Annotated in this window: 13 protein-coding genes; 7 read left to right on the top strand and 6 right to left on the bottom strand. The window is 69.3% G+C overall.

The window, feature by feature from the left end; translation table 11 throughout:
• Positions 1–112: 112 nt before the first annotated feature.
• Positions 113–1,258 (bottom strand): ROK family transcriptional regulator, encoded by a 1,146-nt coding sequence (locus ACZ5VQ_RS28585; protein WP_469107376.1) that lies wholly within the window; start codon positions 1,256–1,258, stop codon positions 113–115.
• A gap of 145 nt (positions 1,259–1,403) precedes the next feature.
• On the opposite strand from ACZ5VQ_RS28585, the gene ACZ5VQ_RS28580 reads away from it, so the two are divergent.
• A complete protein-coding gene (locus tag ACZ5VQ_RS28580) occupies positions 1,404–2,525 on the top strand; it encodes a Gfo/Idh/MocA family protein (protein ID WP_469107375.1) in 1,122 nt (373 codons plus the stop codon).
• The gene (locus ACZ5VQ_RS28575) at positions 2,522–2,998 is read left to right on the top strand and encodes a heme-degrading domain-containing protein (RefSeq protein WP_469107374.1); all 477 of its coding nucleotides are present in this window, start codon (positions 2,522–2,524) and stop codon (positions 2,996–2,998) included. Before ACZ5VQ_RS28580 ends, ACZ5VQ_RS28575 begins: the two co-directional genes overlap by 4 nt.
• Before the next feature lie 139 nt (positions 2,999–3,137).
• On the opposite strand, the gene ACZ5VQ_RS28570 is transcribed toward ACZ5VQ_RS28575, so the two are convergent.
• The 3 genes from ACZ5VQ_RS28570 to ACZ5VQ_RS28560 all read right to left on the bottom strand — a co-directional run bounded on the left by ACZ5VQ_RS28570 (position 3,138) and on the right by ACZ5VQ_RS28560 (position 5,403).
• The gene (locus tag ACZ5VQ_RS28570; protein WP_469107373.1) at positions 3,138–3,995 is read right to left on the bottom strand and encodes a fumarylacetoacetate hydrolase family protein; all 858 of its coding nucleotides are present in this window, start codon (positions 3,993–3,995) and stop codon (positions 3,138–3,140) included.
• 146 nt (positions 3,996–4,141) lie between these two features.
• Positions 4,142–4,909 carry a YidC/Oxa1 family membrane protein insertase gene (locus ACZ5VQ_RS28565; RefSeq protein WP_469107494.1) on the bottom strand — a complete coding sequence of 256 codons (768 nt, stop codon included), beginning with the start codon at positions 4,907–4,909 and terminating at the stop codon, positions 4,142–4,144.
• A gap of 179 nt (positions 4,910–5,088) precedes the next feature.
• Positions 5,089–5,403: a DUF6412 domain-containing protein gene (locus tag ACZ5VQ_RS28560; protein WP_469107372.1), complete on the bottom strand. Its 315-nt coding sequence runs from the start codon at positions 5,401–5,403 to the stop codon at positions 5,089–5,091.
• Positions 5,404–5,600: 197 nt separating this feature from the next.
• Between ACZ5VQ_RS28560 and ACZ5VQ_RS28555 the strand changes: the two genes are divergently transcribed.
• From ACZ5VQ_RS28555 to ACZ5VQ_RS28545, 3 genes are read left to right on the top strand one after another with little or no spacing between them, the layout of a single operon-like run.
• Complete coding sequence (locus ACZ5VQ_RS28555; RefSeq protein WP_469107371.1) at positions 5,601–6,449, top strand: hypothetical protein; 849 nt, start codon at positions 5,601–5,603, stop codon at positions 6,447–6,449.
• Positions 6,446–8,638 carry an ABC transporter substrate-binding protein gene (locus ACZ5VQ_RS28550; RefSeq protein WP_469107370.1) on the top strand — a complete coding sequence of 731 codons (2,193 nt, stop codon included), beginning with the start codon at positions 6,446–6,448 and terminating at the stop codon, positions 8,636–8,638. The genes ACZ5VQ_RS28555 and ACZ5VQ_RS28550 overlap by 4 nt, the downstream gene beginning before the upstream one ends.
• 59 nt (positions 8,639–8,697) lie before the next feature.
• Positions 8,698–10,893, top strand: coding sequence for a bifunctional serine/threonine-protein kinase/ABC transporter substrate-binding protein (locus ACZ5VQ_RS28545; protein WP_469107493.1), 2,196 nt, complete (start codon positions 8,698–8,700; stop codon positions 10,891–10,893).
• 34 nt (positions 10,894–10,927) lie between these two features.
• On the opposite strand, the gene ACZ5VQ_RS28540 is transcribed toward ACZ5VQ_RS28545, so the two are convergent.
• Positions 10,928–11,737, bottom strand: a complete 810-nt coding sequence (locus ACZ5VQ_RS28540) for a class E sortase (protein WP_469107369.1) — start codon at positions 11,735–11,737, stop codon at positions 10,928–10,930.
• Positions 11,738–11,946: 209 nt separating this feature from the next.
• On the opposite strand from ACZ5VQ_RS28540, the gene ACZ5VQ_RS28535 reads away from it, so the two are divergent.
• Positions 11,947–12,960 (top strand): SEC-C domain-containing protein, encoded by a 1,014-nt coding sequence (locus ACZ5VQ_RS28535; RefSeq protein ID WP_469107368.1) that lies wholly within the window; start codon positions 11,947–11,949, stop codon positions 12,958–12,960.
• Between the two features lie 22 nt (positions 12,961–12,982).
• Here ACZ5VQ_RS28535 and ACZ5VQ_RS28530 read toward each other — a convergent pair whose 3' ends face one another.
• Positions 12,983–13,972 (bottom strand): YDG/SRA domain-containing protein, encoded by a 990-nt coding sequence (locus tag ACZ5VQ_RS28530; RefSeq protein ID WP_469107367.1) that lies wholly within the window; start codon positions 13,970–13,972, stop codon positions 12,983–12,985.
• A 156-nt stretch (positions 13,973–14,128) separates the two neighbouring features.
• Between ACZ5VQ_RS28530 and ACZ5VQ_RS28525 the strand changes: the two genes are divergently transcribed.
• Positions 14,129–17,290 (top strand): DEAD/DEAH box helicase, encoded by a 3,162-nt coding sequence (locus ACZ5VQ_RS28525; RefSeq protein WP_469107492.1) that lies wholly within the window; start codon positions 14,129–14,131, stop codon positions 17,288–17,290.
• Position 17,291 lies beyond the last annotated feature (1 nt).

The raw sequence follows: 17,291 nt of genomic DNA, 5'->3' as shown, positions 1-17,291 counted from the left end.
TAGGGGCGCGGGGAACTGCGCAATCTTCTCGCTTTCAGGGGCGCGGGGCTGTGACGTTCTGCGGCTCCACCGCGTGGGCGCGACAAGCCACAACGAACCCGCACCCGACAGCTCACCCCACGGCCCGCCCGAACAACGGCACCAACAGCAACTGAGCCGCCCCCTCGGCCACCCCCCGCACCCCGCCGGAGGCAACCCGTACGGGCACAGGACTGCCCACCCCCTCCCGCCGGGCCCGAGCGTCGAGCACCTCCCCGACCCCCCGCACGAACCGCATCGAGTCCGCGGCGACCGTGCGCCCGCCCAGCAGCACAAGGTCGATGTCCAGGAGCCCCACAAGGTTCGCGGCCCCTTCGCCGAGGACACGTGCCGCCTCGTCCACGTCCCCCCGGGCCACCGCCGCGAGGCACAACGCCTCAATGCACCCGCGGTTGCCGCAGGAGCAGGGCGGCCCGTCCAGCTGGATGACCTGGTGCCCGAACTCCCCCGCCCCGGTACGGGATCCGCGATGCACGGCCCCGCCGAGGACGAGCCCGGCCCCCAGTCCCGTACCGAGATGCAGATAGGCGAAGGCCCCGGCCTCACCCCCGACCGCGAGCCGGAGCGCCGCGGCGTTCGTGTCCTTGTCCAGGACGACCGGCACGCCGAGCCGCCGCGCCAGCGCATCGCGCAGCGGGAACCCGTCCCACTCGGGAAACCCGGTCACCCGGTGCAGCACGCCGTGCGTGTGATCGAGGGGCCCTGGCATGGCGACACCGACCCCGAGAACGGTGGACCCGGCACCAACACCGGACACACCCCCCGGCCCCAGCCCCGCCACCACCTCACCGAACTCCGCCACGACCACGTCCAGCACGGCGTCCGCCCCGGCCCCCAGATCCAGCGGGGCACACCGCTCCCCCACGACCGCCCCCGTGAGATCGACGAGCACGACCCGCAGCTCGTCCCGGTCGAGATGCAGCCCCACCGCATGTCCGGCCTCCGGCACCAGCCGCAGCACCGTGCGCGGCTTGCCGCCAGTGGAGGCCTGCCGCCCGGCCTCGGTCACCAGCCCGTCCTCCCGGAGGCGGGCGGTGATCTTGCTGACGGCCTGAGGCGTCAGCCCCGTACGCTCGGCGAGTTCGAGGCGGCTCATCCCCGTACGCCCGGCCCGTCGCAGCAGATCGAGCAGCAGGGCGGCGTTGTGGCTGCGCAGCGCGAGCAGGTTCACCCCGCCGCCCACCCGGGCCGCTCCGGAACCAGCCCCGATCCCAGCCACTCAGATCCTCCCTGTACCGCGTGCGCCTGTATTACGTGCGCCTGCGCTGCGTGCGTCCGTACTGCGTGCGCCTTTACTGCGTGCTCCACAGCCCCATTGTCCCCCGCGCTTGCACTTTGGCAACAGCGTTGCTTAAGTGGAGGGCATGACTGGTACAGGCACAGGCACCTCCCTCGGCGAAGGCCCCGTCCGCGAGGGCCCCTTCCGCGTAGGCCTCGTCGGCTACGGCCTCGCGGGCTCCGTCTTCCACGCCCCGCTGATCGCCGCGACCGAGGGCCTCACCCTCGACACGGTGGTCACGTCGAACGCGGACCGGCAGCAGCAGGCGAGGGACGAGTTCCCGGACGTACGGATCGCGGCGGCCCCCGACGAACTGTGGCCGCGCGCCCACGAGCTGGACCTGATCGTCATCGCGTCCCCGAACAAGACGCACGTCCCGATCGCCACGGCCGCCCTCAAGGCGGGCCTGCCGGTCGTCGTCGACAAGCCGATCGCGGGCACGGCGGCGGACGCCCGCGAGCTCGCCGCCCTCGCCGACGAGCGCGGACTGCTGCTCTCCGTGTTCCAGAACCGCCGCTGGGACAACGACTTCCTGACCCTCCAGAAGCTGATCACCGAGGGCGCCCTCGGTGACGTCTACCGCTTCGAGTCCCGCTTCGAGCGCTGGCGCCCCGAACTCAAGGGCGGCTGGCGCGAGTCCGGCGACCCGGCAGAGGTCGGAGGTCTACTGTTCGACCTCGGCAGCCACGTGGTCGACCAGGCGCTGGTCCTCTTCGGCCCGGCGGCCGCGGTGTACGCGGAGTCGGACGTACGCCGCGCGGGTGCGGAGGCCGACGACGACACGTTCATCGCGATCACACACACGAACGGCGTCCGCTCCCACCTCTACGTCTCCGCGACGACTGCCCAACTCGGCCCGCGCTTCCGCACGCTGGGCTCGAAGGCCGGTTACGTGAAGCACGGCCTCGACCCCCAGGAGGCCGCCCTGCGCGACGGCGAGCGCCCGGTCGTGGGCAAGGAGAAGGAGTGGGGCGTCGAGCCCGAGGAGCTGTGGGGCCGCGTCGGCTCCGGCGAGTCCCCGGCGACCGGCGGCGGCGCCCCGGTCCCGACCGTTCCGGGCGCCTACCCCGCCTACTACGCGGCCGTCGCCGCCGCTCTGAGCGGCACCGGCGAGAACCCGGTCACCGCGCTGGAGGCCGCCGCCACCCTGGAGGTCCTGGAAGGCGCGCGCCGCTCGGCCCGCGAGAACGTGACGGTGACCCTATGAGCACCCCCACCGCACCGACCGTCGCCGAACTGGAGGAGCAGGAGCGCCGCCTGACGCTCCCTCACTTCACGTACGACGACGCATGGGCCCTCGGCACGCTCCTGGTCGAACTGGCCCGCGAGCGCAGCGCCCCCGTCGCGATCGACATCCGCCGGGGAGGCCAGCAGCTCTTCCACGCCGCACTCCCCGGCTCCACCCCCGACAACGACGCCTGGATCGACCGCAAACGCCGGGTCGTCGACCGCTACGCCGCCTCGTCCCTCCTCATCGGCACCCGCTTCCGAGCCAAGAACACCACCTTCGAGGACACCTCCCGCCTGGACCCCGACGTGTACGCGGCCCACGGCGGAGCCTTCCCGATCACCGTCGAGGGCGCAGGCGTAGTCGGCACGGTGGTGGTCTCGGGCCTCCCCCAACTGGAGGACCACGCAATGGTGGTAGAGGCGCTGGACCGCTTCTCGGCAACGCTTTGAGGCACGGGCGGACTTTTTAGGGGCGCGGGGAACTGCGCAATCTTTTGGCTTTCAGGGGCGCGGGGAACTGCGCAATCTTTTAGCTCTTTTTTGGGGCGCGGGGAACGCACCGCAGTCCCCCGCCCCACCCAGCGGAGCGCTACGCCGGCTTGAATTCCTGCCGCTGCCGCCCCAGCCCCTCGATCTCCAACTCCACAACATCCCCCGCCCGCAAGAACGGCTTGGGCTCGGGCATCCCCAGAGCAACCCCCGCCGGCGTCCCGGTGTTGATGACATCCCCGGGATAGAGAGTCATGAACTGACTCACATACCGCACGACTTCGGCAACGGGGAAGATCTGGTCGGACGTACTGCCGTCCTGCCGCAGCTCCCCGTTGACCCACAACTTCAGCCCCAGCCCCTGCGGATCGGAAACCTCGTCCGCCGTCACGAGCCACGGCCCGAGCGGATTGAACGTCTCGCAGTTCTTCCCCTTGTCCCAGGTCCCGCCCCGCTCGATCTGGAACTCCCGCTCGGACACGTCGTGCGCCACCGCGTACCCGGCGACATGCGCGAGCGCCTCCTCGTGCGAGCCGAGATACCGGGCCGTACGCCCGATGACGACCGCCAGCTCGACCTCCCAGTCGGTCTTCACCGAGCCGCGCGGCACCAGCACGGTGTCGTACGGCCCGACGACCGTGTCCGCCGCCTTGAAGAAGATCACCGGCTCGGCGGGCGGCTCGGCGCCGGTCTCCTTGGCGTGGTCGTGGTAGTTGAGGCCGATGCAGACGACCTTGCCGATCCGGGCGACCGGCGGGCCGACCCGCAGCCCGTCCGCGTCGAGCACGGGCAGTTCCCCGGCCTCGGCGGCGGTACGGATCCGGCGGAGCGCCGCTTCGTCGGCGAGCAGCGCCCCGTCGATGTCCGGCACGACGCCCGACAGGTCCCGCAGGACTCCCTCGGCATCGAGGAGCGCGGGCCGCTCGGCCCCTGTCGTACCGACTCGCAGCAGCTTCATGATCACAATCTCCCTTGATCGCGGGCGGCCCGTCCGACGGGTGCAGCCATCGGAGGACTGGTCGATCGTCCAAGGTCCGCGTCCAGTCCGCAATACCCGGTTCACGGACTGGACCGTAACCGCCCGCCCGGCAGACCTCCTGCGCGTCAGCCGAGTACCGCGGCGGCCGGCGCGGCCCCCGGCATGTCCCGGTACAGCACGGCCCGCTCGACCGCGCTCCACGTCGTACTGGTCACCACGTACAGCGCGGCGGCCAGCGGCACCACCGCCACGGTGAACAGCGTGAGGAAGGACATCAGCGGCATGACCTTGGTGATCGCGCCGAGCCCGGGCACCTGCTGCTCGCCTCGGCCGCCGCCGGTCACCGGGGCCACCGACGCACTGGCGGCCATCATCCGCTTCGTACGCCGGTAGTTGAAGGTGGCGACGGCCGCGACGATCACGAACAGGGCCAGGTACACCAGCCCGGGCGCCCCGAGGGCCCCGCCGTCGCCGAGGGCGTCCGCCCACCTGTCGCCGAGCGGTGCGGCGAAGAGCTGGTGGGCGAGCAGGGAGTTGGCCTCGCCGCCGATCCGCGAGTTGGAGAACAGGTGGTAGAGGAGGAAGAAGGCCGGCAGCTGGAAGAGGCTGGGCAGGCAGCCGGAGAGCGGCGACACCTTCTCCTTGGCGTGCAGCTCCAGCACCGCCTTCTGCAGCTTCTCGGGGTTCTTGCCGTGCTTCTTGCGCAGCGCGGCGATCTGCGGCTGCAGGGCGGCCCGGGCCCGCTGCCCGCGCGCCGAGGCCCGGGACAGGGGATGCACGAGGAGTCGTACGAGCGCGGTGAACAGGACGATCGCGGCGGCCGCCGAGGAGGCCTGGAAGAGCGGTTCGAGCAGCTCGGCGAGCCCCTCGACGAGGCTCGCGAACGCGGACATGAAGGAAGAGAAGAGGGAAGAGAAGCCGGACATGGAGGAGCCCTCCGTGGGTCTCGTCGTGCCGAGGAGATGAGACGTGACGTACGTCGGCATGACGACCCGCGCGGGGGTCTGCTGAGGGTCTCCGGAAATCTCCTGCGGACGCTCCGAGAGCGTTCCCAAGAGTGGTCGGTGGTCCCCTACGCGGCCGTCAGGAGGGAACGGCCGGGTGCTCGGGGACGCCTGCGCCCCCGGGCGTCGGGGTCGCGCTGCGGCAGGAAAGCCGTGCGCTTCTCACGGTCGCGCATCGCCGTACGGACCCGTGTACGAGGTACGGCGGGCGCGAGCCGTGAGGCGATGAGGGAACAGGCGGCGAGCGCGGACCCGGCCGCGGCGGTCGCCGCGAACGTGACGGCGACGGCTCCGGCGAGGCTGCCGGTGTCGAGGAGCGCCACCTGCAGAAGGAGGACGAACAGCAGGACGGTGGGCTTCAGCTGCGCCCAGGTCCGTGTCATCGGCTGCTCTCCTTCCCTTCTGGTCTTCCCGGTCCTTCTGGCTCTGTGGCCTCCTGCCGTTATACAGGATCGGCTCGGAAGGAGCGGCGGACAAGGAGCAGCGGACTCCGCCGGAGCCGTAGTACCCCAGGGGCATAGTCGCTACTCTCCCTGCGGGGGAACACGCGTACACGTGTGGGGAGTTGGGGGTGTCGCTGGTGTACCGAAGACGTGTGCGGCTGTGTGTCGGCGTCTTGTCCGCGGGTCTGTTGTTGGCCGGCTGTTCGGGGGGCAGTGGCGACGGGGCCGCCAAGCCCACCGGGTCGGGATCCACCGGCCCCAAGATCCCGACCGCGAGCGGCGACACACGCTCCGGCGCGACCCTCAGTCCCACCCCCACCCCCAGCGCCAGTACCGCGGGCCTGGGATTCACCCCCGATCCCGGCCGCGTACCCAAGACCCGCGCAGAGGCCTTACGCCTGTCCCGCGCAATCGCCGCGACGCCCGCCAAATGGGGCCCCGGCTACGTCAGGCGCACCCCGTACGAGAGTGACCCCGGTCTCCGGCCCGTGCTCGGCGCGGACTGCGTCTGGCAGCTCAAGCCGCTGCCCGCGACGGTGCTCGCCACCCTCACCCGCTACAGCGAACTTCCCGCGGAGGACGGCAAGGGCCCCCTCCGCGTCGCCGCCGTCGTCACCGTGCACCGGACCGTGAAGGACGCCGACTGGGAGATGGCCGGAACTCTGGAGGAGGCGCTGCGCTGCCCCGACCAGCAGCTCCGCCAGGGTGAACGGATCACCGAGCTGGGTTCCCTGGGCGCGGGCTTCGGCCTGCTGGGCAACCTGACCGCCGAGGACATGCTCACCGAAGGCGGCAAGTACTACAGCGACGACCTCGGCGGCCCCCACCACTACTACTCGACGCAGAGCCGATGGGGCCAGGTCACCATCGCCGCCTTCGGCAAGGGCTCCAAGGGCCGGTCCGCGGACGAGGTCAACACCGCCCTCCTGCAAGGGGCCGGCGCCATGGTGAGTCGTGTCGAAGACGAGCTGGGGGCGTCCCGATGAGCGAACCGCTGCTCCCCACCGACCCCGCGTCGATCGGCGGACACCGGCTCCTGGCCCGCCTCGGCACGGGCGGCATGGGTGTGGTCTACCTCGGCCGTACGGAGGCCGGGACCCTGGCCGCCGTCAAGGTCATCCAGGCCGAGTACGCGGACGAGCCGGACTTCCGCGCCCGGTTCCGCCGTGAGGTCGAGACGGCCCGCCGGGTGACCAGCCCCTGGGCGGTGCCGGTCACCGGCGCGGACCCGGACACGGACGAGCCCTGGCTGGCCACCGCCTTCGTGCCCGGTCCCTCGCTGGAGGAGGCGGTCGCCCGCCACGGGCCGCTGCCCACCCGCAGCGTGCGCGTCCTGGCCAGGATGCTCGCCGCCGCGCTCCGCGAGGTCCACGCGGCCGGGCTGGTCCACCGCGACGTCAAACCCGCCAACGTCCTGCTCGCCGTGGACGGCCCGCGCCTGATCGACTTCGGTATCGCCCGCGCGACGGACGAGACCGCGATCACCTCCGCCGACATGATCGTCGGCACACCCGGCTTCCTCTCCCCCGAGCAGGCCGAGGCACGCGGCGCGGCGGTGGGCCCGGCGAGCGACATCTTCTCGCTGGGCTGTCTGCTGGCATACGCGGCGAGCGGCCGTCCACCGTTCGGCACCGGCACGGCCGACGCCCTGCTCTACCGCACGGTCCACGACGAGCCCGACCTGTCCGGCATCGAGGCCGAGGAGGAGACGGAAGGCGTCGAGCTGCTGACGCTGCTGCACCTGTGCCTGGCGAAGGACCCGGCGGACCGTCCGACGGCCGAGCAGTTCGGCACGGTGCTGCTGGTCGAGGACGCGGTCCCCGAGGGCGGGCAGATCGACTGGCTGCCCGAGGACGTCGTACGGGGAATCGCGGAACGCTCGTCCGAGATGCTGGCGCTTCCGGACATCGAGCCGACCGCCGCCGAAGCACCTGCCGAAGCACCTGCCGGACCACCGGAGGACACAGCGCCGGCGTCACCCGGCCGACGGCGGCTGCTCCTGGCCTCCGGCGCGGCGGTGCTCATGGCGGCGGGCGGAACCGCGGCCTGGGCCGCCCTGCGCGGCGAGGACGACCCGGGCGCGTCGACGCCGCGGGCCCGCCGCTGGGCCATCGGCGTACAGGCGGATCTCAGCGGGACCCGTCGCACGGCGGGACAGGCGCAGGAGCGGGGCGCGCGGCTGGCGGTCGAGCAGTTCAACTCCCGCAAGGACAAGCCCTTCGAGCTCACGCTGAAGACCTCTGACGACGGCGGCAGCGCCGATCGCGCACCGGCCGCGGCCAGGAAGCTGATCCAGGACGAGGACGTGCTCGCCGTACTCGGCCCGCCCAACGACGAAACGGCCCACGCGGTCCTCGCCACGTACGACGAGGCCCTGCTGCCGCTGCTGTCCGTCTCGGTCGGAGGGTTGCTCCTGACCTCGCAGGAATACCGGTCCTTCCTGCAGTGCCGCGCCTCCGACCCGGTCGTCTCCATGGCACTCGCCGTCCGTCTCGCGGGGCAGAAGGGGGCGCGGCTGCCCGGGCTGCTCCAGGACCGCACCGCGCAGACGTATTCCTGGGATTCCGCCCAGAGCACCACCTTCATGCTGCGCAGCCAGGGCCTCCCGCCCTACCCCCGGGTGATCCCGGCGGACACCGAGGACGTCGGGCCCGTCGTCACCGACATGCTGCGGGCCGGGATCGACTCCTTCGTGTACTCCGGCTACGCGCCGGGCGCGGCCCGGGTGGCCCGCGCGCTGGCGACGTCCGGCTTCGACGGGCCGCGGCTCGCGCCGCAGGCCGTACTCGACCCGGAGTTCCTGGAGCGGGCCGGGGACGCGGCCGAAGGCTGGCTGATCACCTCCTCCTTCGTCGACCCTTCCGCCGTACCGGCCGCGAAGGCCTTCACCGCCGCCTTCCGCAAGCGCTACGACGCCGCGCCCGGCTACTACGCCGCCGAGGCGTACGACACCGTCAACCTCGTCCTCCAGGAGGTACTGAAGGCCACGAGGCGCGGACGGCCGCCGACGCGCAAGGAACTGGTGGGCCTGCTGCGCAAGAGCCGCTACAAGGGCATCACCAAGGAGTTCTCCTTCAAGCCGACGGACGGCCAGTTCGCCGGCTGGGGCGTATCCCTGCACCGGGTCGAGGGCGGCCGGTTCCGCTATGTCGGCGAAGCCGCCTCCAAGGTGTAGCGGTGAGCGGGGCACAGTCGGAGGGGCCCGCTCAGGGCCGGACGGGAGTGCGCTCGGGAGTGCGCGCGCTCAAGCCAGGCGACCCGCCCTTCGTCGGCGGCTACCGGCTGCTCGGCCGGCTCGGCGCCGGCGGCATGGGCGTGGTCTACCTGGCCCGTTCGACGGGCGGGGCGCTGGTCGCGCTGAAGGTGATCCGCGCCGAGTACGCGGCCGACCACGACTTCCGGGCGCGGTTCCGGCGCGAGGCCGAGGCGGCGAGCGGGCTCACCGGACAGTGGGTGACACCGGTGACCGCGGCGGAGCCGGCGGCCCGCGAGCCCTGGCTGGCGACCGCGTTCGTACCGGGCCCGTCGCTGGCCGAGGCGGTCACGCTGCACGGGCCGCTGCCGGAGCGTACGGTCCGCGTCCTGGGAGCCCGGCTGGCCGAGGCGCTCACCGAGGTGCACGCCGCGGGCCTGGTGCACCGGGACGTCAAGCCGGGCAACATCCTGCTCGCCCTGGACGGCCCCCGGCTGATCGACTTCGGCATCGCGCGTTCCACCGGTGCCACCGCGCTCACCGCGAGCGACGTGGTGATCGGCTCGCCCGGCTACCTCTCACCCGAGCAGGCGCGAGCGCGGGGCGGTGACATCGGCCCGCCGAGCGACGTCTTCTCGCTGGGCTGCGTCCTGGCGTACGCGGCGACCGGCCGCCGCCCGTTCGGCACCGGCACCGCGGCCGCCGTCATCTTCCGTACGGTCCACGAGGAACCGGACCTGGACGCCGTGCCGTGGACCCTGGTCCCGCTGCTGACCGACTGCCTCGCCAAGGACCCAGGAGCCAGACCCACCGCGCAGGAGGTACGGGACGCCCTGGCCGGTGAGGACGACCGGGAGGGCGACTTGGCGGGCGAACGGGCGAGCGAAGGGGAGGGCAAACGGGCGGACGACTGGCTGCCGCCCTCGCTGCCCCGGCTGATCGCGGAACGCTCGTCCGCCGTCCTGGCCCTGCCCGACCCCGGGCCGGCCACACTCGTGCAGCCGCCGGAGCCGCCCGGCCTCTCCCGGCGCCGCCTGCTGACGCTGGGCTCGGCGGCCGCTGTGGTCCTGACCGGCGGCGGCCTCGCGGCCTGGGCCGCCTCCAGGCCCGCGTCCGGCGGCCACGGCGCGACGAGCTCCGCACCCCTGCCCCGGTACGTCATCGGCCTGCACGCGGACCTGTCGGGCCCGGACAAGGCGATCGGCAGGGCACAGGAGCGGGGCGCCCGGATTGCCGTGGCGGACTTCAACTCCCGCTCCCGCGACGACCGCACCTTCGACCTGGCCCTGAAGGTCCTCGACGACGCGGGCGAGGCGAAGCGGGCCGAGGAGGTGGCCGGAAAGTTCGTCGCGGACCACGACGTGTACGCCGTCATCGGCCCGACCGGCAGTGCCTCGGCCGAGACCGCCGTATCCCGCTACGAGAAGGGCCTGCTGCCCATCGTGACCGTCTCCTCCGGTGACGATGTGTACTCCCAGACGACCACCCGCGCGTACTTCCAGCTCAGGCCCGACGAGAACACCCTGTCGACACCCTTCATCCATTACCTCACCCACGTCGCGAACAGCCGCAGGACCGCCCTCGTGGACGACAGGGCGGCGAGCCGGACCAGTTGGCAGATCGTCAGGACCCTGACCGCGTACCCGCCTTCCAAAGGCACGACCACGACCCATGCCGTCCCCGCGGACAGCGAGGACTTCGACACGGTCGCCGCCGCCGTGCTCGCCTCCGACGCGCAGGCCGTCGTGTACGCCGGCTCCTCACCGCACCGGGCCGCCCGCTGCGCCCGCGCGCTGGAACAGGCCGGGTTCCGGGGCACGCGCATGGCACCGGAACCCGTCCTGCAGACCGCGTTCCTCAAGGAGGCGGGCCGGGCAGCCGAAGGCTGGGTGATGGTGACGACCTACGTCGACCCGGCCGAGCTGCCGGCCGCGGCACGCTTCGTGAAGACGTACAGGAAGCGCTTCGGCGTAGACACGGTCGGGCGCTTCGCGGTGGAGGCATACGACGCACTGCTCTTCGTCGCCCAGGGCATGCGCGAGCTGGGCAGTGCCGAGCCCGATCGGGGCGCCATGGTCCGCAGGCTCCGCGAGACCACCCACAAGGGCCTCACCAAGACCATCGAGTTCGACCCGACGACCGACGAGTTCCGCTGGGTCAACAGCCTCTTCCTCCACCGGGTCCGGAACGGCACCCCGGCCTTCCTCGGCCGCTACGACCGGGTGAAGAAGGCTTGATCCGGCGGAGGCCCGGGCTGCTTGGCGGGGTGACTCAGCGGGGCCGCATGGAGCCGAGCTTCCCCCAGACCACCAGGCGGTACTTGGACGTGTACTCCGGAGTGCACGTGGTGAGCGTGAGGTAGTAACCGGGGTCGGTGTAGCCGTACGAGGGTCTGACCGTGCTGCGAGGGATCTCCCGGATCACTCCGCCGTCTCCCGCCGAGGTCTGCGCCAGCGTCCTGTCGACGACGTACGTGTAAACGGCGGCCGGGGTCTCGACCTCGATCCGGTCCCCCCGCCGGAGCCGGTTGATGTACCGGAACGGCTCCCCATGCGTGTTCCGATGCCCGGCGAGCGCGAAGTTCCCGGCCCGCCCGGGCTGCGCGGTCCCCGGGTAGTGGCCGGCGTACCCCTTGTTGAGCACATTCCCCTTACTGATGCCCTCCGCGACCGGAACGCGGAGGTCGAGGCGGGGGATGGTGAGGATGGCGTAGGCCTGGGTCCAGCGGGGGCGGGGGTTGGTGGCGGCGTCGGCGGCGGAGGCGGAGTCCGGCGCGCGCCGGGAGCCGGAGCCGGAACCGTCATGGGGAGAGCCGGAGTCACCGTCCGAGCCGGACCCGCCGACCGCGGCCGGGCCCTCCCCGTCCCTGGCACCCCAGTCCCCCTCCCACTCGCGCTCCAGAGCCTGGACCTTCCTCTCGGCGCCCTCCCGGGCCTGCCGATTGGTCCACCACAGCTGGTGGACGACGAGCAGCATGAGGACGACACCGAGGGTTACGAGGATCTCGGCGCCGTTCCAGAGGAGGCGGGCGTAGCGGGCACGCCGCCGCCGGGCCTGCTGATGGACGACGGGGACTCGCATGCGGACGCCTGCCTCCTCCCCGCAAGAGCCTCAGCCTGATGTGGCTGCCGCAAGATAAAGGCTGAAGCCCCAACTCACCATCCCCATGACCGCCCCGCTCCTCCCCACCGCCCACGACCACCCACGACTCCTCACGCCCCACCCCCGATCTCACCCCTGGCCTGCCCATACCTCTCCTCCGCCGGGCGGTCGGCAGTACGGTGTCCACCATGCGCCCCGACACGTCTGCCGAGTACGTCGACCACAACGCCGAAGCAGCACGCCTGGAGCGGACCGCCGGCCTCTACCCCGAGGACGCCGAGCACCTGCTGCTGCAGGCTGCGGCCCACCTCGAACTGGCCGACGACCGCCCGCGAGCCACCGCCTTCTACGACCGTCTCCTCTCCAGCGAGACCCCCCTGGAGAACCCGTTCCTGGTACGGGCCCTCAAGGCGGCCAACCTCTGGGAGTACGGCCACGAGGCGGAGGCGAAGGCGATCATCGAGGGCGTCCGCGCGGCGTCACCCCGCGACCCGGCCCCCTGGGTGATCGTGGCCGAGTCCCTGGAGTCCCACGACGAGCTCGAAGCCGCACAGCAGACGTTCACGGAGGCGGCGACCCACCTCCTGACGGACGTCCCCGAACCCCCCTACGCGACCCACCCGGTCCTCTTCGGCCGCCACCGCGTACGCCGCATGCTGGGCCTGCCCCACGACAACTGGGACTCCCTCGCGGACACGCTTCATTCGTCTCCGGTGTCGCTGGACGAACTCCACGACCCGAAGCGCGTCTGGTCCCTGGGCTCGGACAACCCGGCGGAACTGGAGGCGGAGATCTCCCGCCTCCGAGCCGAACTGGGCACATACCGGGAGGCGCTGTCCCGCCCGTTCCCGGTGGCGGTACTGCACTGGCCCGCCTCGGAGCTTTCGGAACTGCTCACGGCGTACCCGTCCTTGGTGGAGGAGTACCCGTCGCATGAGGAGCACCTCGCGACGATAGAGGGGTCGCTGAGGGAACTTGCGGCCTCCGGCACGCCGAACTTGGGGATCGTGACGGGGACGGTTCCTTCGTACGAGGCGTTCGCTGCCTCCGAGGGGGCTTCGCCTGGTGATGCGTCGTTGTTGCCGCAGTATGCGACGACGTTGGCGGCGAGGGGGAGGGCTGAGGCTTGGCCGCCGGAGCGGGGGGCGTCTTGTTGGTGTGGGGCGGGGCGGGGGTATGGGGAGTGCCACGGGACGGAGTAGCCCACCACGATGAGCCCCAGCCCTACTGTTCCTGGCTGGGGCCAGCTTGCTTCTCCCACTGCTCACGGTGATAGCGAACGTAGTCCGGGTGCACTTTGTGCCAGCCCTTCATCGTGAGCTTCGGCAATACATCTGCGCCGAACATCCCCGCGCGCACGATGATCGACCAGTCATCGGCCACGACGACCGCCCCGATATCAAGCCGAACATGACAGTTGGGGCAAAGGCACAGGATATTCGGCTCAACGTCAGGGCCGTTGTGCGGCGTACCTATGGGCTTTATGTGAGCACCCTCACTGTAGGGTTTGCCATCTGGTCCCTCCATGCGGAGACCACACAGCTGGCACTCTCCCGCATAGAGCTTCTTGACGCGCCTGGCTGCCGCGGCATCTCGCACAAGACGCTGCACCTTCGAAGTCCGGACTTCGGGGAACTTTTCCTCTTGCTGCTCGTCGATCTCCTCTAGCATCTCAACGATATGGCGCTCTACGGAGGTAGGTTCCTGGAGAGGGTCGGGGAGACGCTTCAAGTCGAACTGACAGATTTGGATCTCCGAGCCGTCTGGTGCAGGCGACTTCGAAATCGCCGTACGGATCTCTGTGATCTCGTACAGGCCGTCATACCGGTAGTCATCGGGCAACGAGTATCGCGGATCTCCTTCAAAGCCACGGATGACACGGATGGGATATTTGCGCTCATAGCTGCGCTTCAGGGCAGCGTTGTCCTGATACTGCCATGATTGGCTACGCAGAAGCTTCCCGGTTGCCGCATCCTTTTCTTTATCCGGCGAGGCACCTGTGTATCGCACCCACGTCCAGTGATCCTCGTCGTCTTCGTACCCACCATGCAGCACGATGGCGTCGCCGACTTCGCTGCCGTCCTTGTCGGCGAGCCAAGAGATGCCCTTCTGGTTGGCTCGGTGCAGCTTGGCCCGCAGCACATCCATCCTCCGATGGAAGACATCCCCCACCGCGGCACCCTCGACATGACCGATGACTCGTTCGATTTCCACGGCTCCACTGGAGCGAAATCGATCACCGATGTCAAACCTTTATCAAGAGTTGACTGGTTGTGGCGCACGGAGGTTCCGGATCAGCCCTCCTCACCCGGCGTCAGTGGTCTCTGTTACACATGGGCGCAGCTGTCTGAGCGTTCAAGGGGGATCAGCGTGTCTGAGCCGGGAGACCTGTCGCAGCCCGTCGCGGGTGTGTACGAGGAGCTCATCACGCTGCGGTGCGAGCAGAGGTTGAAGGAACTGGCCACCCTGGGATGGCACCCGGTCCACGAGGCTGTGGGAACCGAATCGGTTCCCCACGTGCTGGCAAGACACGTCGCCGGAGCTGTGCGACGCGTACTGAACAACCTCCCAGCCGAAGAGCGGGTGCACGCGGCGAACCACATCCTGGAGTCCATCGGCACTCTTGAGGGGGCGAAGGAATGGGTCGACTTGGTCGCCGACGGACCCCGCCAACTCCTAGCGCTAACGCGACAGGAAGCGCCGGGTGTCTTCGCCGTCCGCCCTGCTATCCCGCTCTCAGACACAGCGCTGATCACCAACTCGCCAGAGGACCCCAGTCTCGGCTTCGAGCTGCGCGCCGAGCTCGCCACCACCGACCGGGTTGACCTCCTCTGCGCCTTCGTGAAGTGGCACGGGCTTCGCATCATCGAGCAGTCCCTCAAAGCAGCCCATGAGCGGGTCGTACCCATACGCGTCATCACGACGACGTACATCGGAGCAACCGAGCGTCGCGCACTGGATCGCTTGGTGCAAGATTTCAACGCCGAGGTCAAGGTCAACTACGAGACGCGGTCGACACGGCTTCACGCCAAGGCGTGGCTATTCCGTCGCAAGAGCGGCTACGACACCGCGTACGTCGGCAGCTCCAACCTCTCCAAGGCAGCCCTGCTCGATGGCCTGGAGTGGAATGTTCGGCTGTCTTCCATCGCCACGCCCGATGTGCTCCGAAAATTCGAGGCAACCTTCGAGGCGTACTGGAGTGACCCATCCTTCGAGACATACGACCCCGAAGCTGACGGAACTCGCCTACAGGAAGCCTTGGCGATCGCGGGAGGCACCTCTTCAAAGCCAGCCGCGGACCGCGGGATCACATTGTCCGGTCTTGAAGTGCGACCCTACGCACACCAGCGCGACATGTTGGAACGGCTAGAAGTAGAGCGGGAGGTGCAGGACCGACACCGAAATCTACTGGTGGCGGCTACTGGCACCGGCAAGACTGTGATGGCGGCACTCGATTACAAGCAGCTGCGTAAGAAGCAGGGGCGTGACCTGCGGCTGCTATTCGTCGCGCACCGCAAGGAGATCTTGCAGCAGTCCTTGCGGACCTACCAAGACGTCTTGGTAGATCCAAATTTCGGCGAGTCACTCCACAGCGGGGAAATCCCAGAGCGCTGGACGCATGTCTTCGCCAGCGTGCAATCGCTGAACTCACGCGCTCTCGACCGGCTTGCCTCTGATCACTTTGACGTGATCGTGATCGACGAGTTCCACCACGGGACGTCGCCGACGTACCGAAAGATCCTCGATCACTTCCAGCCACTGGAGTTGCTTGGTCTGACGGCGACGCCCGAGCGCATGGATGGAAAGAACATCCAAGACGAGTTCTTCGATGGGCGGATCGCTGCCGAGATGCGGCTTTGGGAAGCCTTGGAGAACGACCTGCTCAGCCCCTTCCACTACTTCGGCATCAGCGACAACACCGATCTGAGCACGGTGAAGTGGGGTCGCGGAGCGTACGACGCAAGTGCTCTGAGCAATGTATTGACCGGCAACGACGCGCGGGCACGGCTGGTCGTGAAGGCCGTTGAAGAAAAGGTCGTGGAGCCGGGTGTCATGCGGGCACTGGGCTTCTGCGTATCAGTCGAACACGCGCACTTCATGGCGAAGTACTTCCGCGCCGCCGGCCTCAACGCCATTGCCTTGTCCGGCGAGAGTCCAGCTGAGCAGCGCAAGCAGGCGCTGACCGACCTCAAGTCCGGTGCCCTACAGGTGATCTTCTCCGTCGATCTCTTCAACGAGGGCCTCGACATCCCTGATGTAGACACACTGCTCATGCTCCGCCCCACCTCAAGCGCAACGGTGTTCCTCCAGCAGCTCGGCCGAGGCCTTCGTCGTACCGAGGACAAAGCGGTACTGACTGTGCTGGACTTCATCGGGCAGCATCGCAAGGAATTCCGCTTTGAGAATCAATTCCGAGCGCTCACGAACCTTACCCGCAAGCGACTCCTGGACAACATCGAGCATGACTTCCCGCAGCTTCCGTCCGGCTGCCAGATCCTCCTTGAGGAGAAGGCGAAGAAGAACATCATCGCCAACATCAAGGAACAGATTGGCGTCAACGTTACTGCTCTGGCGCGCGAGGTCGCCGACTATGCCGAGCCGAAGCTGAGCCGCTATCTCCACGAAAGCGGGCGCGAACTCAAAGAACTCTTCCGAGGCAACGGCAACTCATGGACTGGGCTGCTGCGCCGATCTGGCCTATTGAAGGGGGTAGCGCCGGAAGGTGAAGCAGCGCTACTCAAGCGAATCTCCGCCTTCCTCCACGTAGACGACCCGCTCCGAGTGGCGGCGTACACACGGATGTTGGAAGACGACGCCCCCCTCTACAGCGAACTCGACGAGCAGGGGCAGGCCTACGCCCGCATGCTCTTCTTTCAGCTGTGGCCTCTCGGCGGCATCACCCGCAAGGGCTTCGCACACTACGACGCCGGGTTTGCGACTCTGCGCAAACAAGACGCCGTCCGCAGCGAGCTGCGCCAGGTGCTGGCGTACAACCTCGCTCACACCGAGCACATCCCCATCCCGCTGCTAGGGATTGGCGGGCAGAGCGGCGTCCCGCTAACCGTCCACGCCTCGTACAGCCGCGAGGAGATCCTTCCCGCCCTTGGTCAGTCCTACATCGGCGGCTTCATGCCGGGCGACTTCCGTGAGGGCGTGAAGTGGTGCGAGTCGCACCAGACCGACGCTCTCCTCATCACGCTAGAGAAGGACGAGAAGGATTTCTCTCCACAAACCCGCTATCACGACTACGCACTAAGCGAGACCTCATTCCATTGGGAGTCCCAGAACCAGACCTCGAACGCCTCCCCGACCGGCCTCCGCTACCAGCATCACGCCGCTAAGGGCAGTCATGTCCTGCTCTTCGTACGCCGCTACAAGAACACCGATATCGGCGGAGCGCAGCCGTGGATGCTACTCGGCCCAGCCGAGTATGACGGCCACACGGGAAGCAAGCCGATGGCAATCACATGGAAGCTGCGGCACGAGATCCCAGCGGACGTCTGGACGTACTCGGCGATCGTTGCGGGGTAAC

This window comes from Streptomyces sp. NPDC033178 (genome assembly GCF_055577685.1).
This window is presented reverse-complemented; position numbering and strand designations above follow the sequence as displayed.